The organism is Salipiger sp. H15 (genome assembly GCF_040409955.1).
Taxonomy (GTDB): domain Bacteria; phylum Pseudomonadota; class Alphaproteobacteria; order Rhodobacterales; family Rhodobacteraceae; genus Salipiger.
The window spans coordinates 2,006,293-2,025,601 of record NZ_CP123384.1; the positions used below are offsets into that span (position 1 = coordinate 2,006,293).

The window sequence follows — 19,309 nt, forward strand, 5'->3', positions numbered from 1 at the left end:
GGCTCAGACCGCGCGCCGCCCTGCCACGTAGGTGGCGCGGATCGCGCGGTCGTCGCCCATCATGATCGTCGGGAAGAGCGCCTCCCATATGTCGCCGGCGCTTGTCACGCGCTGCGCGATGGCGGGGGTGGAGGCAAGGTCGAGCACGGTGAAATCCGCCTCGAGCCCCGGCGCGAGGTTGCCGATCCGGTCGCCCGCCATGAGCGCCTCGGCCGAGCCCTGTGTCGCCAGCCACAAGAGTTCCGCCGGGTGCAGCGGGCGGTGGCGCAACTGCGCCACCTCGTAGGCCGCCGCCATGGTGCGCAGCATCGAGAAGGACGAGCCGCCCCCGGTGTCGGTGGCGAGCCCGACGCGCAGCCCGGCCCGGGTCAGCCCGTCCATGTCGAAGAGCCCCGAGCCGATGAAGGTGTTCGAGGTCGGGCAGTGCACCAGCGCCGCGTTCACCTCCTTCAGCCGGGCATGTTCGCGCGGCTCGAGGTGGATGGCATGGCCGTAGAGGCCGCGCTCGCCCAAGAGCCCGTAGGCCTCGTAGGTGTCGAGGTAGTCGCGCGCCTGCGGGTAGAGCGATTTCACCCAGGCGATCTCGTCGGTCTGTTCCGAAAGGTGGGTCTGCATCAGCACCTCGGGATGCTCGGCCCAGAGCGCGCCGAGCGCGCTCAGCTGCTCGGGCGTCGAGGTCGGCGAGAAGCGCGGCGTGATCACGTATTCCGCCCGTCCGCGCCCATGCCAGCGCTCGAGCAGCGCCTTGCTGTCGTCGTAGGCCGACTGCGCGCTGTCGCGCAGGAAGTCGGGGGCGGTGTCGCGGTCCATGCAGGTCTTTCCGGCAAAGACCCGCATCCCCCGCGCCTCGGCGGCGGCGAACAGCGCCTCGACGGATGCGGGGTGGATCGTGCAGTAGGAGCAGACCGAGGTGGTGCCATGCGCGAGCAGCAGGTCGAGGTAGCGCCCGGCGATCTCGTCCGCGAAGGCGCGGTCGGCAAAGCGCGCCTCGGTGGGGAAGGTGTAGTGATTGAGCCAGTCGATCAGCCGCTTGCCCCAGCTCGCGATCATCCCGGTCTGCGGGTAATGCGCGTGCGCATCGACGAAGCCCGGCACGATCAGCGCATCGCCATGGTCCACCACCTCGGCCTGCGGATGCGCCGCGCGCAGCGCCTCGGCGGAGCCGAGATCGCGAATCACGCCGCCCTCGACCAGCAGCGCCCCGGCGCTCTCGTGTCGCGCCGCGCCCGGCCCCTCGGCGAAGGGCGAGGCGGCGAAGCTCAGCGTCTGGCCGAGGTGAAGGGTCTGCGGAAGGGTCTGGGCCATGTCGGTCCTCGTGTCGGCGGCCGGCCTAGGATGCGGTCGGCGCGGGTCAAGCGCAATGCGCCTCTGTTGCTTGTTCCCGCAATCCCCTAAGGTCTCGGCGAACGGCATTCAACGGGGCAGGCATGACCGAAGAGACCGGAAACCCGGCGGCGGAAGAGACTCACGAGGACGAGACCAACCCGCTTGAACGCAAGGTGGTCAGCGCGATCCTCTACGCGGTCGACGTGGGCGACCGCGAGCAGCTCGTCGCGCTCATGGAGCCGCTGCACGCCGCCGACATCGCCGACCTTCTCGAGCAGATCAACGCCTTCGACCGGATGCGGCTGATCAAGCTCTACGACAAGGAGTTCGACGGCGAGATCCTTTCCGAACTCGACGAGTCGATCCGCGAGGAGGTGATCCGCGCGCTGACCCCCGAGGTCCTCGCCGAGGCCGTGCGCGAGCTCGATTCCGACGACGTGGTCGACCTGCTGGAAGACCTCGATCAGGAACAGCAGGACGCGATCCTCGAGGTGCTCGAGGACAGCGACCGGGTCGCGGTCGAGAAATCGCTGACCTACCCGGAATATTCCGCCGGCCGCCTGATGCAGCGCGAGGTGGTGATGGCCCCCGAGCACTGGAACGTCGGCGAGGCGATCGACTTCCTGCGCAGCTCGGACGATTTGCCCGAGCAGTTCTACCACATCATCCTCGTCGATCCGAAGCTGCGCCCGGTGGGCAACGTGACGCTCGGCAAGCTGATGGCCTCGCGCCGCGAGGTGCTGCTGAAGTCGCTGGTCGAGGAGACCTTCCACGTGATCCCGGTCACCCGGCCGGAATCCGACGTCGCCTATGCCTTCAACCAGTACCACCTGATCTCTGCCCCGGTGGTGGACGAGAACGACCGGCTGGTCGGCGTGATCACCATCGACGACGCCATGGCCGTGCTCGACGAGGAGCACGAGGAGGACATCCTGCGCCTCGCCGGCGTCGGCGAGGAGAGCCACATCTCGGACAGCCTCTTCGCCACGGTGCGCCAGCGCACGCCCTGGCTGGCGGTCAACCTCTGCACCGCGCTGCTCTCGAGCTTCGTCATCGCGCAGTTCGAGGACGTGATCGCCGAGATCGTCGCGCTGGCGGTGCTGATGCCCATCGTCGCCTCGATGGGCGGCAATGCCGGCACGCAGGTGCTGACGGTGACGGTGCGGGCGCTGGCCACCAAGGACCTCACCGGCTCGAACTTCTGGCGCGTGGTCGGGCGCGAGATCGGCGTGGGCTTCGTCAACGGCGGGGTCTTCGCGCTGGCCATCGCCGTGCTCGAATACCTCTGGTTCGGCTCGCCGATGCTGGGCGCGGTCATTGCCTCGGCCATGGTGATCACCCTGCTGACCGCCGCCTTCGCCGGGATCATGGTGCCGGTGACGCTCGACCGGATGAAGATCGACCCGGCGCTGGCCTCGGGCACATTCGTGACCACCACGACCGACGTGGTGGGCTTCCTGTCCTTCCTCGGCCTCGCGGCCCTCTTCCTCTTGTGAGGCGGCGATGACCGGGGCCATCGACCTTGCCGAGCTCAAGCGCGCCGCCCGCGCCGAGGCGGGGCTGCGCCGCGCCGAGGCCCATGCCGCCGACATCGGCGCCGGGGCGGGGATGCTGAGCTCGGTGCTCGCGGGCTTCCGCGGCGTGCCGCTCTCGGGCTACATGCCGATCCGCTCCGAGATCGATCCGCTGCCCGCCATGGCCGAGGCGGCGGCGCATGGCCCGGTGGCGATCCCGGTAATCGGCGCCATGGGCACGCCGCTGCGCTTCGCCCGCTGGGAGCCGGACATGGCGCTGGTGCCGGGGCCCTACGGTGCGATGGTGCCCGAGGCGCCCGAGTACCTCACCCCCGAGATCCTCATCGTGCCGCTGCTCGCCTTCACCCGCGCCGGCCACCGGCTGGGCTATGGCGGCGGCTTCTACGACCGCACGCTCGCCGCGCTGCGCGCCGCGCGCCCGGCCTATGCCATCGGCTTTGCCTATGCCGGGCAGGAGGCGGAGGACATCCCGCTCGAGCCGACCGACGCGCCGCTCGACCTCATCGTCACCGAGCGCGAGATCATCACCCCCGCCCGCCGCTGACCCGCGCCGCGCCCGGGCAGGACACCGGGCAGGAAAAAGGGCGGCCCGCCCGCGCGGCCCGCCCCCTTCTTCTCTTTCCAAATACGCCGGGGGTGAATGCGGCGCAGCCGCAGATGGGGCAGCGCCCCCTTGCCGACCTGCGCGCCCGCGCCGGCCTCAGGAGTTCAGAGCGCCCGCCAGCCGATGTCGCGGCGGCAGAAGCCCTCGGGCCAGTCCACCGCGTCGACCAGCGCGTAGGCGCGGGCCTGCGCCTCGGCCAGCGTCGCGCCGCGGGCGGTGGCGCTGAGCACGCGGCCGCCGGTGGCGACGATCGCGCCGTCCTTCTCGGCGGTGCCGGCGTGGAACATCTGGGTGAAGCTGTCCTCGGGCAGCGCCTCCAGCCCGCCGATCACCGTGCCCTTCCTGTAGGTCCCCGGGTAGCCCTCGGCCGCCATCACCACGGTCATCGCGTGATCGTCGGCCCAGGTCACCCTGGCCTCGGCCAGCCGCCCTTCGGCGCAGGCGTGGATGAGGTCGAGCGCCTGCCCGCCGAGGCGCATCATCAGCACCTGGCACTCGGGATCGCCGAAGCGGACGTTGTATTCCACCAGCCGCGGCTGACCGTTCTCGATCATCAGGCCGACGTAGAGCACGCCCTGGTAGGGGGTGCCGCGGCGCGCCATCTCGGCCATGGTGGGCTTGACGATCTCGTCGAGCGCCTTCTGCGCCACCTCGTCCGAGAGCACCGGGGCGGGGGAATAGGCACCCATGCCGCCGGTGTTGGGGCCGGTGTCGCCGTCGCCGACGCGCTTGTGGTCCTGCGCGGTGCCGATCGGCAGCACGTCGGTGCCGTCCACGAGCACGAAATACGACGCTTCCTCGCCGGTCATGAACTCCTCGATCACCACCTCGGCGCCCGCACCGCCGAAGGCGCCGCCGAACATGTCGTCGATGGCCGCCTCGGCCTCGGCCACGGTCTCGGCGATGATCACGCCCTTGCCGGCGGCGAGCCCGTCGGCCTTGACCACGATCGGCGCGACCTGCGCCCGCACGTAGGCCTTGGCGGCCTCGGCGTCGGTGAAGTGGCCGTAGCCCGCGGTCGGCGCCTTGGCGGCGTCGCAGATTTCCTTGGTGAAGCTCTTCGAGGCTTCGAGCCGCGCGGCGGCCTGCGACGGGCCGAAGACCAGCACGCCCGCCTCGCGCAGCCGGTCGGCGACGCCCGCGGCCAGCGGCGCCTCGGGGCCGACGATGACGAGGTCGATGGCGTTCTCCCCGGCGAACTCGGCCACCGCTCCGCCGTCCTCGACGTCGAGCGCGGCGCATTCGGCGATCTGCGCGATGCCGGCGTTGCCCGGCGCGACGATCAGCTTGTCGCACTTGGGGTTCTGCATGACCGCCCACGCGAGCGCATGTTCGCGACCGCCGCCGCCGAGGATGAGGATGTTCATGGGGCCCGCTCTCTCAAGGTAAGGATCGCGGGCTTCCTAGCCGGGGCGGGGGGATCTGGCAAGAAGGCAGGGCGCGTCCACCTTTCCCTCGCCGCCACCTGCCGCTAGTCTGGCGGCAACGCGGGCGATGCAGCCCGGAACGGCACTCACGGCAAGACGGGCACCATGGATCTCTTCGAAGACGACGCGCCAGAGGGCGCAGGCGACGGCAACATGCCGGAATTCACCGTCTCCGAGCTTTCGGGCGCGGTGAAACGGGTGATCGAGGGCGAGTTCGGCTTCGTGCGGGTGCGCGGCGAGCTCGGGCGCATCTCGCGGCCGCGCTCGGGGCATCTCTATCTCGATCTCAAGGACGACAGCTCGGTGATCTCGGGCATCGTCTGGCGCGGCGTCGCCTCGAAGCTCGAGATGCAGCCCGAGGAGGGGATGGAGGTGATCTGCACCGGGCGGCTGACCACCTATCCCGGCCAGTCGCGCTACCAGATCATCATCGAGGACATGCGGCCCGCGGGCCTCGGTGCGCTCATGGCGATGCTCGAGAAGCGCAAGGCCATGCTGCAGGCCGAGGGGCTCTTTGACCCCGCGCGCAAGAAGCCGCTGCCTTTCCTGCCCGAGATCATCGGCGTGGTGACCTCGCCCTCGGGCGCGGTGATCCGCGACATCCTGCACCGGCTGCGCGAGCGGTTCCCGCGCAAGGTGCTGATCTGGCCGGTGGCGGTGCAGGGCAAGACCTCGGCCGCCGAGGTGGCGCGGGCGATTGAAGGCTTCAACAAGTTCACCCCGGGCGGCGCGCTGCCGCGGCCGGACCTGCTGATCGTTGCCCGCGGCGGCGGCTCGGTCGAGGATCTCTGGGGCTTCAACGAGGAGATCGTGGCCCGCGCCGCCGCCGCCTCGCGCATCCCGCTCATCTCCGCAGTCGGCCACGAAACCGACACGACGCTGATCGATTTCGTCTCGGACCGCCGCGCGCCGACGCCCACCGCCGCCGCCGAGATGGCGGTGCCGGTGCGCATGGAGCTGCTGGCGCGGACCGGCGAGGCGCAGCTGCGCCTCACCCGCGCGCTGACCCACCGGCTCGAGGTGCGCGGCCAGCGCCTGCGCGACCTTGCCCGCGCCCTGCCGCGCGCCGAGACACTGCTCGACCAGCCGCGGCAAAGGCTCGACCTGCTGTCGGACCGGCTGCCGCAGGCGCTGATCCGCGGCGTCGACCGGCGGCGTCTGGCGCTGTCGCAGCCCGCCGGCGCGCTGCGCCCGGCGCTGCTGGCCCGGATGCTCGCCACCCGCGCCGAGGCGCTGGGACGCCGCGCCGACCGGCTCTCGATCCGCCCCATCGAGCGCGAGATCGCGCTCGGGCGCGACCGGCTGCAGGCGCTCGGCAAGCGGCTCGGGGACGCGGGGGCGCGCCGGGTCGAGGCGCCGCGCGACCGGCTCGACGGGCTCGACCGGCTGCTGCAGACACTGAGCTACAAGGGCACGCTGGCGCGCGGCTACGCGGTGGTGCGCGGCGAGGGCGGACAGGTGCTGACCTCCGCCGCCGCTGCAAAGGAAGCCTCGGGGCTGGAGATCGAGTTCGCCGATGGGGCGGTCAGGATCGGCGGCAGCGCCGCGCCCGGCAAGGCAAAGGTCGGGGGCAAGGCGCCGGAGCAGGGCAGCCTGTTCTGAGCCAGCGTGGGGCGGGGGCGCTGCCCCCGTCTGCCTGAAAGAAACCCTGCAAGAAGGGACGTGCGCTCAGACCCCGGTGTCGGGGCCGTAGCAGAGCATCGGCTTGTCTTCCTGCCGGGCCTCGTAGAGCACGGTGTTCGCCGGATCGTTCTGGAACACCGCGCGCAGCCCGCCGCCCTCCTCGAAGAAGCTCCAGCACTGCGGGATGTTCATGTCCTCGTAGACGAAGCAGATCATCTGCGCCTCGGCGTACCAGCGCCCGTCCTTGCACTCGCCGTCGAGGAAGGACCAGCGCACGCGGCGGTCGGGCAGGTATTCCTCGACCCCGTAGGCCGCACCGCCGCTGCCGAAGTAGAGCGTCTTGCCGGTGACATAGGATTCGAACTCCTCGGCGCTCATCGGCTGGGCGGCGGCGAGGGGGCTGGCAAGCAGGCAGAGCAGGATGAGCAGTCGGGTCATGGCCGCAGCCTGCCAGAGGCGCGACCATTGGGGAAGGGGCAAGGCGTCGCGGGGCGAAGAGGCGCCGGCGCGGGGCTCCAAGCGGCTCGTCGTGGCGAGATGTTCGAAACGTGCAATCATCCTGTCTGGATCAGGGCTCAGGCGAGCCGAGTTGATCGCTTATGTGCAAGTGCGTCGGCGCTCAGGAGTTCCTGTAGACCGCGCAGATGCAGCCCGATTGCCTGAGTTTCGAGCAGAGCTGTCGGGCATCGCCCTGTCCGTCGCGCCCGAGCCGGGCCATCCAGTAGCCGCCGCGCGGGCTGGCGCGGCTCTTCTGCCAGACAAGCTCGGGCTCCTCGCCGCCGACGGTGCCGCTGCAGGCCTGGGCGCGGCGGCGGAACTGCGCCAGCGCGCGGTCCTGCGTGGTGCCGAAGGCCATCTGCACGCCCCAGGGATGCAGCGGCGGCCGCGCCTCGGGGTAGGCGGTCAGCGTGCGGTTGCGCGCAAGCTCGTGGCAGGCCTGCTGGAAGGGCTTGTCGCCCTGCAGGCGGAAGTCATGCGTCTCGGGCGGGGTGTCGCGCCAGGTTTCGGCGGCAAGGCCGGTGATGATCGCGACGTAGTTGATCGTCTCGAGCGCGAGCCCGCCGCTGTGCGCCATCAGCCCGTCGGCCCGCGCCTCGCCGCCGTTGTAGGCCACCGCCGCGAGCCCCTGGTTGCCGTAGCGCCGGGTCAGCTCGCCAAGGTACTGCGCCGAGTATTCCAGCGCCTCGGCGGGGTTGTAGGGATCGCCGAGCCCGCGCAGCTTCGCGGTCGAGGGGATGAACTGGGCGATGCCCTGGGCGTTTGCCGGGCTGAGCGCGTTGGGGTTGAAGCGGCTCTCCTGCCAGATCAGCCGGGCGAAGAAGCCGGGGTCGAGCGCGTTGCGCCGCGCGAAATGCTCGAGCGCCTGGCAGGTGTCGTGGACGAAATGCGAGGGCCGGATGCATTGCACCGGACCGAAGGTGCCGGGAGAGCAGAGCGTGCCGGGCTCGGGCTGGCCGGGTTCGGTGAGTGCGGGTTCGGGTTGATCGCCCCCGGCCCGCAGCGGCGCCGCGGCGAGGCAGAGAAGCAGCAGGAGGACGGGGTAAAACACAGTCCGCAACATGGCTCCATCAAGGCCGTGGCGCAGCGAAAGGTCAACTCACACTTTTCACGGGGCGCGGCGCGTATTAGGTGAAGGCAAAGGCAGCGAGAGGTCCAGCCATGTCCTTCTTCGGCAAGCTCAAGAACAAGCTTTTCAAATCCTCCTCGAAGCTCGAGGAGGGGCTGGACGCGATCGTCCAGGAGGGTGGCACGGAAGACGCGCCCGAAACGGTGCCCGAACCTTCGGCGCCGCCTTCGCCCGCGCCCGCGGTGCCCGGCCCGGACGTCCCGCCGCCGGTCCCCGAGACCCCGCCCGCTCCCGCGCCGGAAACCCCGCCCGCCCCCGAGGAGGTGCCGCCGTCACCGCCGGGCGAGACGCCGCCCGCGCCCGAGCCCGAGGCGCCGCCGCTGCCCGAGCCCGCGCCGCAACCCGAACCCGAGACGCCGCAGGCGCCGCCGCCCGCCGATCCCGAGCCGACCCCGCTCGAGGCGCCGGTGATGCCGCCGCTCGACCCGATGCCCGCGCCGGCCCCGCTCGAGATCCCCGCGCCGCTGCAGGATCCCGAGATCCCGCAACAGCAGCAGCGCGGCGGCGGGCTCATCGGCCGGCTCTTCGGCAAGACCCAGCCCGCCGCGCCGGTGGTGCGCCGGGCGCTCGACGACGAGATGCTGGAAAGCCTCGAGGAGCTGCTCATCGCCTCGGACATGGGCGTCGACACGGCGCTGCGGGTGACCGCCAACATCGCCGAGGGACGCTATGGCAAGCGTGTCTCGACGCAGGAGGTCAAGGAACTGCTCTCGTCCGAGGTGGCGCGGATCATGGAGCCGGTGGCGCGGCCGCTGCCGCTCTATCCCAGGAAACCGCAGGTGGTGCTTGTGGTGGGCGTCAACGGCTCGGGCAAGACCACGACCATCGGCAAGCTCGCCAGCCAGTTCCGCGCCGCGGGCAAGAAGGTGGTGATCGCCGCGGGCGACACCTTCCGCGCCGCCGCCGTCGAGCAGCTGCAGATCTGGGGCGACCGTGCCGGCGTGCCGGTGCTGACCGCGCCCGAGGGCTCGGATCCCGCCAGCCTTGCCTTCGACGCCATGACCAAGGCGCAGGCCGAGGGGGCGGACCTGCTGATGATCGACACCGCCGGGCGGCTGCAGAACCGTTCGGACCTCATGGAGGAGCTGGCGAAGATCGTCCGCGTGATCCGCAAGAAGGACCCCGACGCGCCGCACAACACGCTCCTGGTGCTCGACGCCACCACCGGGCAGAACGCGCTGCGGCAGGTCGAGATCTTCCAGCAGGTGGCGGATGTCTCGGGCCTCGTGATGACCAAGCTCGACGGCACGGCGCGCGGCGGCGTGCTGGTGGCGCTGGCCGACAGGTTCGGCCTGCCGATCCATGCCATCGGCGTGGGCGAGCAGATCGACGACCTGCAACCCTTCGACCCCGAGGAATTCGCCGCGGCGCTCACAGGGCTCGAGCGGGGCTGATCCCGCGCCGGACCGCGGCGCGCGGGCATCACGTTTGCGGCCTTCGCGCGTGATCCTCGGGCCGCGCGGCAGTTCCGGCATTGAGAAGGGCGGGGACGGAGGCTATCTCTGATCCCGCACAAGGAGACCCGCATGGCCACCAGACAGATCAACCCCTTCCTCAAGTCGGCGCTCGAGTTCGGGCCGGTGCTGGCCTTCTTCGCGGCCTACCTGCTGCTGAAGGACCACACCTACCTGATTGGCGGGCGCGAGTACCAGGGCTTCGTCGTGGTCACCGCCGGGTTCATCCCGCTGATGCTGCTCTGCACCGGGCTGCTGTGGAAGCTGACCGGGCACCTTTCCGCCATGCAGGTGGTCACCGCGGTGCTGATCGTGGTCTTCGGCGGGCTCTCGGTCTGGCTCAACGACGAGCGCTTCTTCAAGATGAAGCCGACGCTGATCTACCTGCTCTTCGGCTTTGCCCTGCTGGCCGGGATCCTGCGGGGCGAGAGCTACCTGCGCAAGGTGATGGAAGGGCTGATGCCGCTGCAGGACGAGGGCTGGATGATCCTCACCAAGCGCATCTGCGCCTTCTTCTTCGGCCTCGCACTGCTCAACGAGATCATCTGGCGCACGATGAGCACCGAGAGCTGGGTCTACTTCAAGACCTTCGGCCTGACCGCGGCGGTCTTCGTCTTCTTCATGACGCAGGGCGGGCTCTTCAAGCGCTACGCGCTGGAGAGCGACAAGGACTGAGTCGCGCCTTTCCGCACCGCGACGGGGCAGGGCCCGGGACCGCTGGTCCCGGGCTTTTTCACGTCCGGCACAAAGGCTCCGCCGCACCCGCCGCGGAAGCCCCTGACAGTCCGCGGATTTTCCGCCTCGCCCCCGCGGGACGGCGGATTCCCCAGCGGCAGCCATGCATCCAGTGCATAGCGGACCTGATGAAATCCGTCGGGCATATGGGTTACGTCCGACGACTGATTGCGTTAACCGGGCCCATCCCGGAACAAAACTGTTCCAGACGCAATGAAAGACGAAATAAAATGTCCCTCTCAGACGCAGCCTACGAGACGCCGCGCGCCGGGGCCACGCCGGCGCTCAACTCACCGGCCAAGGTCCTGACCGCGAGCCTCGTCGGCACCACCATCGAATTCTTCGACTTCTACGTCTACGCCACCGCCGCCGTGCTGGTCTTCCCGGCGCTGTTCTTCCCGAGCAGCGACCCGATGACCGCGCTGCTGGCCAGCTTCGCCACCTTCTCGATCGCCTTCTTCGCGCGCCCCTTCGGCGCGCTGGTCTTCGGCCATTTCGGCGACCGCATCGGCCGCAAGGCGACGCTGGTCGCGGCGCTGCTGACCATGGGCGTCTCGACCGTGGTGATCGGCTTCCTGCCGAGCTACGAAAGCATTGGCGTGATGGCGCCGCTGCTGCTGGCGCTCTGCCGCTTCGGCCAGGGCTTCGGGCTTGGCGGTGAATGGGGCGGCGCGGTGCTGATGGCGACCGAGAACGCGCCCGAGGGCAAGAAGAACTGGTACGGCATGTTCCCGCAGCTCGGCGCGCCGGTCGGCCTGTTCCTGTCGTCGGGCCTCTTCTGGATCCTCCTGCAGTTCATGCCGCAGGAAGCGCTGCTGAGCTGGGGCTGGCGGATTCCGTTCGTCTCGTCGCTGCTGCTGATCGCGGTCGGCCTCTGGGTGCGCCTGTCGATCACCGAGACGCCGGACTTCCAGAAGGCGATCGACAACGAGGAACGCGTCGCCGTTCCCGCGCTCGAGCTCTTCCGGAACCACAAGGTCTCGATCGTACTCGGCACCTTCGTGGCGCTGGCGACCTTCGTGCTCTTCTACATCTGCACCGCCTACCTGCTCAGCTACAACGTCAAGGTCGTGAAGATTCCCTTCACCGACGCGCTGGCGATCCAGATCTGGGGCTCGGTCGTCTTCGGCCTGTTCATCCCGATCGCGGGCCTGCTGGCCGAGCGCTTCGGCCGCCGCCAGATCCTCGTCGCGACAACCGTGCTGATCGGCGCGTTCAGCTTCCTCGTGCCGGTGCTGATGGTCGAGAACGAGGCGCGCATCCTCGGCTTCGTGACGCTGGGCATGGCGCTGATGGGCCTGACCTACGGCCTCATCGGCACCGCGCTGGCGGCACCCTTCCCGACCCGGGTGCGCTACACCGGCTCGTCGATCACCTTCAATTTTGCCGGCATCTTCGGCGCCTCGCTCGCGCCCTACATCGCGACCTGGCTGCAGGGCAACTACGGCCTCGCCTACGTGGGCTACTACGTGCTGGCGGCGGCGGCGATCACGCTGCTCTGCATCTTCGCCAGCGGCAAGGGCAAGGTCTGAGGCCAGCCGGCCTTCGCAACAGCAGAAGGGCGCCGGGAAACCGGCGCCCTTTTTCATGCGTTCGGGCAAAAGGAAAGGGGCGCAGCCAGACCGGCCGCGCCCCTTTCATCTTTCTTCAAATACTCAATTCCGCGCTCAGTCCTCGCGCGGCGCCTCCGCGTCCGGATCAGCCTTGCCGACGCCCTTGAAGACGAACTTGAAGGGCAGCATCCAGAGGAATCCGAGGACCACGTAGACCGCGAATTCCACCCAGATCGGCGGGCGGTTGAGCGCGTTCACCACGCTCACCGCCGCGACGATGTAGAGCGGCAGGCCCACCAGCAGGATCACCAGAGACCAGCGGCGTCGGGACTTGTAGCTGAGGGCCATGCCGGGATCAGTCCGCGAAGGGGTCGGTGACGAGGATGGTGTCGTCGCGCTCGGGCGAGGTCGAGAGCAGCGCCACCGGGCAGCCGATCAGTTCCTCGATGCGGCGCACGTATTTCACCGCCGCGCCGGGCAGGTCGTTCCAGCTGCGCGCGCCCTCGGTCGACTCGGACCAGCCTTCCATCTCCTCGTAGACCGGCACGCAGCGCTGCTGCTCCTCGGTCGCGATGGGCAGGTGGTCGAGCATCTGGCCGTCGAGCTCGTAGCCGGTGCAGATCCTGATGGTCTCGAACCCGTCCAGCACGTCGAGCTTGGTCAGCGAGATGCCGTTGACGCCCGAGGTCACGCAGGTCTGGCGCACCAGCACCGCGTCGAACCAGCCGCAGCGGCGCTTGCGCCCGGTCACGGTGCCGAACTCGCGGCCGCGCTCGCCGAGGCGCTGGCCGTCCGCGTCGAGCAGCTCGGTCGGGAAGGGACCTTCGCCGACGCGGGTGGTGTAGGCCTTGACGATGCCGAGCACGAAGTCGATCGCGCCCGGGCCCATGCCGGTGCCGGTGGCCGCCTGGCCGGCGATCACGTTCGACGAGGTCACGAAGGGATAGGTGCCGAAGTCGATGTCGAGCAGCGCGCCCTGGGCACCCTCGAAGAGGATGCGCTTGCCGGCGCGGCGCTTCTCGTTCAGCACCTTCCAGACCGGTCCGGCGTATTCGAGGATCTTCGGCGCGATCTCGGTCAGCGCGGCGAGCAGCGCCTCGCGGTCGACCGGCTCGAGGCCGAGGCCGCGGCGCAGCGCGTCATGGTGCAGCAGCGCGCGGTCGACGCGGGTCGCGAGGGTCGCCGGATCGGCGAGGTCGGCGACGCGCACCGAGCGGCGGCCGACCTTGTCCTCGTAGGCCGGGCCGATGCCGCGGCCGGTGGTGCCGATCTTGGTGCCGGCGCTGGCCGCTTCCTCGCGGGCGCGGTCGAGCTCGCCGTGGATCGGCAGGATCAGCGGGGTGTTCTCGGCGATCATCAGCGTCTCGGGGGTAATCTCGACACCCTGCGAGCGGATCGCGTCGATCTCCTTCACCAGGTGCCACGGGTCGAGCACGACGCCGTTGCCGATCACCGACAGCTTGCCGCCACGCACGACGCCGGAAGGCAGGGCGTTCAGCTTGAACACCTTGCCGTCGATGACGAGCGTATGGCCTGCATTGTGGCCCCCTTGGAAGCGCGCGACCACGTCAGCCCGCTCCGAGAGCCAGTCCACGATCTTGCCCTTGCCTTCGTCGCCCCACTGGGCGCCCACGACGACCACGTTTGCCATTTCTCACCTGTCCTTTTCCGGCGGATCAAACGGGCACCGTATAGATCCCCCCGCGCGCGGTTGAAACCATCAAATTCGCGCGGGGCGGCGGGAGGCGGCAAGAATCCGGGCGGAAGGCGCTCGTGGCCGGGGTGGAGGAGGGGGCGCTGCCCCCTCTTGGCCTGCGGCCAATTCACCCCCGACGTATTTGGAAAGAGAAGAAGGGGCGGCGGAGCGGCTTCTTCCGGCTCAGGGCAGGACGTGCAGCCATGCCCAGGTGGTGAGGATGCACATGCCCGTGGCCAGCAGCACCGAGGAGGCGGCGACGCGCTTGGCGCGGCCGTAGAGGTTGGCGAAGACATAGGCGTTCACCCCCGGCGCCACCGAGGCGGTGATCACCGCCGAGCGGAAGGCGTCGGTGGGCAGGGCGAAGGCATTGGCGAGCCCGTAGGTGATCAGCGGGTGCAGCCCCAGCGAGAGCGCGCAGACGAAGAGGATGGTGCGCAGGTCGCCCTCGGGCCGGTAGCGGAAGAGCACGCCGCCGAGCGCGAAGAGCGCCGCCGGCAGCGCGGTGCGGGTGATCAGCCCCAGCGCCTCGGTCACCGGGCCCGGCAGTTCCACCGAGAGGAAGTTGAAGAGGATGCCGATGCTGATGCCGATGACCATCGGCGTGCGGAAGAGCGAGCGCAGGATGGTCAGCGGCAGGCGGCGCAGCTCGGTGCCGCGGGCGCGGGCGATCTCCATCGCGGTGATGCCGATGGCGTAGCAGAGCGGCGAGTGCATCGCGATGATCGCGTAGTTGCCGTTCAGCGCGTCGGCGCCATAGGCCTGCTCGGTGATCGGCAGGCCGATCAGCAGCGAGTTGGAGAAGAGGCCGCAGAAGCCGATGACCACGCTGTCCTCCCAGTCGCGACCGAAGATCCAGCGCGCGCCGAGCAGGCCGACGACGAAGCCCGCGATCGCCCCGGCGTAGAAGGAGAAGAGCAGGTCGAAGCGGAAATACTCGCCGAGGTCGAGCTTCCACATCGCCTGGAACAGCAGGCAGGGCACGGCCACCGCCTGGGTGAAGCCCATGAGCCCGTCGATCGCGTTGTCGGTGAGCAGCTTGCGCCAGCCCGCGAGATAGCCCGCGCCGATGACGATGAAGACGGGGAGGATGACGTCGAGGAGGGCCTGCATGGGGAAGCTTTCAGCGCGCGCGCCGGGGCGCGCGGCGCCTTTGGCGGGCAGGTCGGGGGAGGAGGGAGGCCGGGACGTGCCCGGGGAGTGGATCCGTGCTGCGCCTCTCCTCAGAGCGCATAGCGCAGGACCATCCCGTCATAGGCCGGCTCGATGTGATCCGCGGTCTCGGCCCGCAGCGTCTCGTAGTCGAGGTCGATGTGCATGTTGGTCAGCACCGCGTGGCGCGGCGCGGCCCGCCCGATCCATTCGAGCGCGAGCGCGAGATGCGCGTGGGTCGGGTGCGGGGTGCGGCGCAGCGCGTCGACGATGAAGCAGTCGAGGCCCTGCAACTGCGCCCAGGCCTCCTCGGGGATGCGCACCACGTCGGGCATGTAGACCAGATCCGCGACGCGGAAGCCGAGCGCGTCGATGCTGCCGTGATCCACCTTGATCGGGGTGAACTCGATCGGCCCGCCCGCGCCCTCGATGGTGAAGGGGTCGCGGCCGATGCCGTGCAGGTCGAAGATCGGCGGGTAGGGACTGCCCTCGGGCTGCACGAAGGCGTAGCCGAAGCGCGAGATAAGGTCGTTCTGCGTGTCGCCATCGGCCCAGACCGGCAGGCGCGAGCCGCGGTTGAAGACGACCTGGCGCAGGTCGTCGAGCCCGTTGGTGTGATCGGCGTGGGAATGGGTCCAGATCGCCGCGTCGAGCGTGCCGATGCCGGCGTCCAGCAGCTGGGCGCGCATGTCGGGCGAGGTGTCGATCAGCACCCGGGTGATCCCGTCGCCGGTCTCGCGCTCGACCAGCACCGAGCAGCGGCGGCGGGTGTTCTTCGGGTTGGCCGGGTCGCAGTCTCCCCAGTGCCCGCCGAGCCGCGGCACGCCGCCGGAAGAGCCGCAGCCGAGGATGGTGAAGCGCAGCTCGCCGCTCATTCGGCGGGGCTCCGGACGGCGGAGGGGGTCCATGCGGCGGCCTTGGCGAAGAGCCGCTCGAAGTTGGCCTCCGTCGCGGCGGCGAACGCCTCGAGGCTCAGCCCGAAGGTCTCGGCGCCGACCTTGGCGGTGTGCACCGTGTAGCCCGGCTCGTTGCGCTTGCCGCGGTAGGGCGGCGGCGCGAGGTAGGGGCTGTCGGTCTCGAGCAGGATGCGCTCGAGCGGGGTGGCGGCGAAGATGTCGCGCAGCTCCTGCGACTTGGGGAAGGCGGCGATGCCGGACATCGACAGGTAGAAGCCGCAATCGAGCGCCGCGCGCGCCAGCTCGGCCGAGGAGCTGAAGCAATGCATGACGCAATTGTAGGGCCGGCGCCTGTAGCCCTCGGTCAGGATGCGGGCCATGTCCTCGTCGGCGGCGCGCGCATGGATGATCAGCGGCAGGCCGGTCTCCTGCGCCGCCTCGATGTGGATGCCGAGCGAGGCCTTCTGCACTTCGGCGCTTTCCGCCGTGTAGTGGTAGTCGAGCCCGGTCTCGCCGATGCCGACGAACTTGGGGTGCTGCGACAGCGCGACGAGCTGGTCGACCGAGGTCGCGGGCTCCTCGGCGGCGCTCATCGGGTGCACGCCGAAGGTGTAGAAGACCGGATCGTTGGCCTCGGCGATGGCGCGGACCTTGGGCTCGTTGGCGATGCGCGTGCAGATGGTGACCATGCGGTGCACCCCGGCCTCGAGCGCGCGGGCGATGACCTCGGGGCGCTCGTCGTCGAAATCGGGGAAGTCGAGGTGGCAGTGGCTGTCGGTGATCAGGGGCGTGGTCATGCGTAAGTCCTTTGCGCGCAGGTATCAGACATGCGCGGGGCAGGGTCAAGGCGGGGCCGCGCGCGGCGGGCGCGATCGGCGCGGTTGCCGGATGGATGGGCAGATGGGAGGCAGGGGCGGGGCGTACGGCGGATGGCCGCGGTTCCGGCCGGCGGCTGTGCTGCGCCTCTTCTGGAGTTGCCGAAAGGCGCCGGGGGCTTTCGCTGCAGGGCGCCGCGCCCGGCGTTGCTGGCCGATTTCTGCCGCCGGTGCGGAGAGCGGGGGCGTGCCCGGCGGCGATCCGGATGTGGAGCGTTGTGAGAGCCCTTGTTGCCGCCTTGTCCAGCCCTGAGTGTCTGCGGCGGGATATGCGCAGGGCTGGGGGGCATTGAAGTTGTTTCGGAGAGCGGGTCAGGGAATGACCCTGCGCAATCCAATAGAGCCCGCCCGGCCGGCAAATGAATGGCTGTGTGGAAGTCTCGTGAACCCGGACGGCCCACCGAACACTGGAATTTCCTCGGGCGGTTCCAAATATATTCGCGCTGCCGGATTTATATTACCCGTTTCGGGGATATTAGGGAATGGATAGCGATCCCGAGTTGGAAATCGGTAGCTGCTCCTGAATGCACAGCGTATTCCGGAGGGCTTCTAGGGCTCCGGATCAATTCCGCGCGGGAGAAAAATCACAAGAGGGGGCCGGGTTGAGTGAGTCCCGGCCCCGCTCCCCGGCCGGATATCGGCGCGTGGACCTTCCAGCGTGAAATGGTTCTTGCGCTTGAAGGTGTCGACATATTCCCCGAGGTCGTCTTTTGCGTAAGGCATTCCCTTCCAATTATCCGACTGAACCCGCGGGGTGCCCGATATCGCGCCGTTGCCTCCGGAACCTATGGGGCGGGGGCATCGCAAATCTCACCTCGTTCCGCTCCCCGGTTGGGAAGGGGCCGCCGTGACGATGCCATGGAGCCACCCCGAGCAGACCGTCAGCGGATCACGCGTGCTGACCCGCCCTCCGGAGCCGGTTCGTCCTGTCTTCGCTGCGCCTCCGCCGTCTCGCTCGTCCCGCCCGACGGGAAGCAGTCCCGCGGCTCGGGCGTCACCTCGAAGACCAGGACCTCGGCGGCGACCAGCGCATCTGGCGCTGGCTGCCGGCCTCCTGCGAGTGGCAGAGCCGGGCGAGCGTGCCGATTCGCCCGCCGGCTGCGAGGGCGACCGGGACCGAGCTGACACCGGCCAGTATTTCCAGGGTTGCGAGAATGGCATTGTTCGCTTCGAGCGCGGCGAAGAAGCAGACTGCGGGGAGTGAAAATCCGATTAGGGCAATGCAGCTGTAAAAGCGCTGCCACAGCTTCAGTGCTGCGAGGGATTGATCGTAAAACATGGGTATCCCCAAGAATGCCGATTTGGGAGATTTTGGCGTAACAAAAATCAAAAAATGGTGGCGTCCAGATTGTGGAGCGATCCGCCGAACTTGGAAAAATAACTTCTGCATGTCTTGCAAGGAGTGAATACCATGAATTAACCCTTCTCACAAGTCGGCTTGTTTGTTGACTAAAATCTACCGCTTCGGGTTTTTCCGTATTTGCAGGAAGCATCACTTGGGTGAGCGGGGATCGGCGCCAAGAACTGACAGGCAGTCGCGGAAACGGACGCCAAGGCGGTTGCATCGGTGCGCGGCCATGTTTCTGCGTATCAGGGGCGCCCGCAATGGCGCGGCAAGGCAGCAAGTGAGCGACTGCGTTTCAGTCGACCAGTCTTCTTTTCGCCACCTCGCGGGGTGGGTTCGATCTCTCGCGAAAGCGAGTTTCTGGTCGCGGCGCGCTTGTCGGGCAGCTCCCTGCCTCGGTCCTGGGCACGTTGCTGCGGCGCAACGGCGCGGTTGGGTCTGAAACAGTGATATGAATTGGCAGCTGACCTTACGTGAGGTATGATCGGTCCTGTTGAAACAAGGAGGTTTTCAATCATGTCAGACAAAGGACTTCCCGAGGATTCGGTTGAATCTCCGGGGCGGAGGGAACTTCTTGGCAAGGCGGGAAAATACGCAGCGGTTACCCCCCTCGCCGTGACGGTCCTCCTGTCGACTTCCATGAAGGCTGATGCAGGCGGCATCTTCTGCTCGGGCGGTAGGAAGCACGGGCACAAGTACAAGGCGTTCCGCAAGCACTGATTACACAGTCTTTGCCACGTCTCCGCAGAAGTCTGGCTGAGTTTTTGTATTTGTTTGATAATTTGTTCTCAAATTTGCGGAGAGTCGGACGGGACGCTGACCCGGCAGGCTTTTCCACCATCCTCCGATGACACTGTCGGGTGAGTTCGCTTTCAGAGCACACATGGGCTGACGCGATATTGCGCGTCATCCCGGGCAAGAGAGGTGCCGCGGCGCAGGTCGCGGCACCATCTTTTTGCGAGCGCCTCCGAAACATCCGCCCTGGGCCCGGCTCGGCGGGCAACCTCTTTCCTGCACGGCCTGCCGAGGCGCGGCGATGCCTGGTTCCACCAGGCCAATCGGGGAAGTAACGTCATCCGAAAGCCCCATCGATCGGCCCGAGCTCGATCCCGCCCGCCCGCCGGGCCGGCCGCGCGCGCCAGCTGCCCGAACGGAATAGCGGGCCTCAAGCGCGCCGCCCGCCGCCTCCTTCCCGAAATGCTTCCGCTCAGTTCGCTCGTAATCCCCTGTAAACTCGGCTGTCCCTCTCCAGCAGTGCAGGCCCGGGGCCGGCATGGGACTGGATGGGATGGGACTTCATGGGCGCCATGGGAAACCATGGGACGAGCTTGGCTCGCCGCGATGTGGCCGCCTGGGCGCAGCGCGCCGGGGCTGGCGAAACCGGGCGGATTCAAGGCTTGATGCGACCCGCCGGGCGTGAGACATGCTCACGAACCCGCGATTCCGCCCCCTTGTCGAAAA

General features: G+C 68.8%; 17 protein-coding genes. 7 read left to right on the top strand and 10 right to left on the bottom strand.

What is annotated here, in order from left to right; genetic code table 11:
• Positions 1-3: 3 nt before the first annotated feature.
• Complete coding sequence (gene guaD, locus PVT71_RS09865) at positions 4-1,305, bottom strand: guanine deaminase (RefSeq protein ID WP_353471612.1); 1,302 nt, start codon at positions 1,303-1,305, stop codon at positions 4-6.
• A gap of 122 nt (positions 1,306-1,427) precedes the next feature.
• Between guaD and mgtE the strand changes: the two genes are divergently transcribed.
• Positions 1,428-2,822, top strand: a complete 1,395-nt coding sequence (gene mgtE, locus PVT71_RS09870; RefSeq protein WP_353471613.1) for a magnesium transporter — start codon at positions 1,428-1,430, stop codon at positions 2,820-2,822.
• A 7-nt stretch (positions 2,823-2,829) separates the two neighbouring features.
• A complete protein-coding gene (locus PVT71_RS09875) occupies positions 2,830-3,405 on the top strand; it encodes a 5-formyltetrahydrofolate cyclo-ligase (protein ID WP_353471614.1) in 576 nt (191 codons plus the stop codon).
• 164 nt (positions 3,406-3,569) lie between these two features.
• On the opposite strand, the gene purD is transcribed toward PVT71_RS09875, so the two are convergent.
• Positions 3,570-4,832, bottom strand: a complete 1,263-nt coding sequence (gene purD, locus PVT71_RS09880; RefSeq protein ID WP_353471615.1) for a phosphoribosylamine--glycine ligase — start codon at positions 4,830-4,832, stop codon at positions 3,570-3,572.
• Between the two features lie 165 nt (positions 4,833-4,997).
• On the opposite strand from purD, the gene xseA reads away from it, so the two are divergent.
• Positions 4,998-6,494, top strand: coding sequence for an exodeoxyribonuclease VII large subunit (gene xseA / locus PVT71_RS09885; protein WP_353471616.1), 1,497 nt, complete (start codon positions 4,998-5,000; stop codon positions 6,492-6,494).
• 66 nt (positions 6,495-6,560) lie between these two features.
• Here xseA and PVT71_RS09890 read toward each other — a convergent pair whose 3' ends face one another.
• Positions 6,561-6,953 (bottom strand): hypothetical protein, encoded by a 393-nt coding sequence (locus tag PVT71_RS09890; protein ID WP_353471617.1) that lies wholly within the window; start codon positions 6,951-6,953, stop codon positions 6,561-6,563.
• Positions 6,954-7,134: 181 nt separating this feature from the next.
• Positions 7,135-8,064, bottom strand: a complete 930-nt coding sequence (locus PVT71_RS09895; protein ID WP_353471618.1) for a lytic transglycosylase domain-containing protein — start codon at positions 8,062-8,064, stop codon at positions 7,135-7,137.
• A 110-nt stretch (positions 8,065-8,174) separates the two neighbouring features.
• Between PVT71_RS09895 and ftsY the strand changes: the two genes are divergently transcribed.
• The 3 genes from ftsY (at position 8,175) to PVT71_RS09910 (ending at position 11,863) form a co-directional block, all read left to right on the top strand.
• Positions 8,175-9,536, top strand: coding sequence for a signal recognition particle-docking protein FtsY (ftsY, locus tag PVT71_RS09900; protein WP_353471619.1), 1,362 nt, complete (start codon positions 8,175-8,177; stop codon positions 9,534-9,536).
• A 132-nt stretch (positions 9,537-9,668) separates the two neighbouring features.
• Positions 9,669-10,271: an inner membrane-spanning protein YciB gene (locus tag PVT71_RS09905; RefSeq protein WP_353471620.1), complete on the top strand. Its 603-nt coding sequence runs from the start codon at positions 9,669-9,671 to the stop codon at positions 10,269-10,271.
• Between the two features lie 290 nt (positions 10,272-10,561).
• Positions 10,562-11,863: an MFS transporter gene (locus PVT71_RS09910; protein WP_353471621.1), complete on the top strand. Its 1,302-nt coding sequence runs from the start codon at positions 10,562-10,564 to the stop codon at positions 11,861-11,863.
• 135 nt (positions 11,864-11,998) lie between these two features.
• On the opposite strand, the gene PVT71_RS09915 is transcribed toward PVT71_RS09910, so the two are convergent.
• From PVT71_RS09915 to PVT71_RS09940, 6 genes are all read right to left on the bottom strand, one after another.
• Complete coding sequence (locus PVT71_RS09915; RefSeq protein ID WP_353471622.1) at positions 11,999-12,232, bottom strand: DUF2842 domain-containing protein; 234 nt, start codon at positions 12,230-12,232, stop codon at positions 11,999-12,001.
• Between the two features lie 7 nt (positions 12,233-12,239).
• Positions 12,240-13,535 carry an adenylosuccinate synthase gene (locus PVT71_RS09920; protein WP_353471623.1) on the bottom strand — a complete coding sequence of 432 codons (1,296 nt, stop codon included), beginning with the start codon at positions 13,533-13,535 and terminating at the stop codon, positions 12,240-12,242.
• Between the two features lie 228 nt (positions 13,536-13,763).
• Positions 13,764-14,693 (bottom strand): AEC family transporter, encoded by a 930-nt coding sequence (locus PVT71_RS09925; protein ID WP_353471624.1) that lies wholly within the window; start codon positions 14,691-14,693, stop codon positions 13,764-13,766.
• Between the two features lie 110 nt (positions 14,694-14,803).
• Positions 14,804-15,607 (bottom strand): MBL fold metallo-hydrolase, encoded by an 804-nt coding sequence (locus PVT71_RS09930; RefSeq protein WP_353471625.1) that lies wholly within the window; start codon positions 15,605-15,607, stop codon positions 14,804-14,806.
• Positions 15,604-16,425 (bottom strand): TatD family hydrolase, encoded by an 822-nt coding sequence (locus tag PVT71_RS09935; protein WP_353471626.1) that lies wholly within the window; start codon positions 16,423-16,425, stop codon positions 15,604-15,606. The genes PVT71_RS09930 and PVT71_RS09935 overlap by 4 nt, the downstream gene beginning before the upstream one ends.
• 1,072 nt (positions 16,426-17,497) lie before the next feature.
• Positions 17,498-17,782, bottom strand: coding sequence for a hypothetical protein (locus PVT71_RS09940; protein WP_353471627.1), 285 nt, complete (start codon positions 17,780-17,782; stop codon positions 17,498-17,500).
• Between the two features lie 582 nt (positions 17,783-18,364).
• On the opposite strand from PVT71_RS09940, the gene PVT71_RS09945 reads away from it, so the two are divergent.
• Positions 18,365-18,568, top strand: a complete 204-nt coding sequence (locus PVT71_RS09945; RefSeq protein WP_353471628.1) for a hypothetical protein — start codon at positions 18,365-18,367, stop codon at positions 18,566-18,568.
• Positions 18,569-19,309 lie beyond the last annotated feature (741 nt).

Bases quoted from the DNA above. Each gene is read 5' to 3' on its own strand.
- PVT71_RS09905 (WP_353471620.1), top strand. From the start codon at position 9,669: ATGGCCACCAGACAGATCAACCCCTTCCTCAAGTCGGCGCTCGAGTTC.
- PVT71_RS09910 (WP_353471621.1), top strand. From the start codon at position 10,562: ATGTCCCTCTCAGACGCAGCCTACGAGACGCCGCGCGCCGGGGCCACG.
- PVT71_RS09875 (WP_353471614.1), top strand. From the start codon at position 2,830: ATGACCGGGGCCATCGACCTTGCCGAGCTCAAGCGCGCCGCCCGCGCC.
- PVT71_RS09890 (WP_353471617.1), bottom strand. From the start codon at position 6,953: ATGACCCGACTGCTCATCCTGCTCTGCCTGCTTGCCAGCCCCCTCGCC.
- PVT71_RS09945 (WP_353471628.1), top strand. From the start codon at position 18,365: ATGTCAGACAAAGGACTTCCCGAGGATTCGGTTGAATCTCCGGGGCGG.
- guaD (WP_353471612.1), bottom strand. From the start codon at position 1,305: ATGGCCCAGACCCTTCCGCAGACCCTTCACCTCGGCCAGACGCTGAGC.
- PVT71_RS09915 (WP_353471622.1), bottom strand. From the start codon at position 12,232: ATGGCCCTCAGCTACAAGTCCCGACGCCGCTGGTCTCTGGTGATCCTG.
- mgtE (WP_353471613.1), top strand. From the start codon at position 1,428: ATGACCGAAGAGACCGGAAACCCGGCGGCGGAAGAGACTCACGAGGAC.
- purD (WP_353471615.1), bottom strand. From the start codon at position 4,832: ATGAACATCCTCATCCTCGGCGGCGGCGGTCGCGAACATGCGCTCGCG.
- PVT71_RS09930 (WP_353471625.1), bottom strand. From the start codon at position 15,607: ATGAGCGGCGAGCTGCGCTTCACCATCCTCGGCTGCGGCTCTTCCGGC.
- PVT71_RS09925 (WP_353471624.1), bottom strand. From the start codon at position 14,693: ATGCAGGCCCTCCTCGACGTCATCCTCCCCGTCTTCATCGTCATCGGC.
- xseA (WP_353471616.1), top strand. From the start codon at position 4,998: ATGGATCTCTTCGAAGACGACGCGCCAGAGGGCGCAGGCGACGGCAAC.
- PVT71_RS09935 (WP_353471626.1), bottom strand. From the start codon at position 16,425: ATGACCACGCCCCTGATCACCGACAGCCACTGCCACCTCGACTTCCCC.
- PVT71_RS09940 (WP_353471627.1), bottom strand. From the start codon at position 17,782: ATGTTTTACGATCAATCCCTCGCAGCACTGAAGCTGTGGCAGCGCTTT.
- PVT71_RS09920 (WP_353471623.1), bottom strand. From the start codon at position 13,535: ATGGCAAACGTGGTCGTCGTGGGCGCCCAGTGGGGCGACGAAGGCAAG.
- ftsY (WP_353471619.1), top strand. From the start codon at position 8,175: ATGTCCTTCTTCGGCAAGCTCAAGAACAAGCTTTTCAAATCCTCCTCG.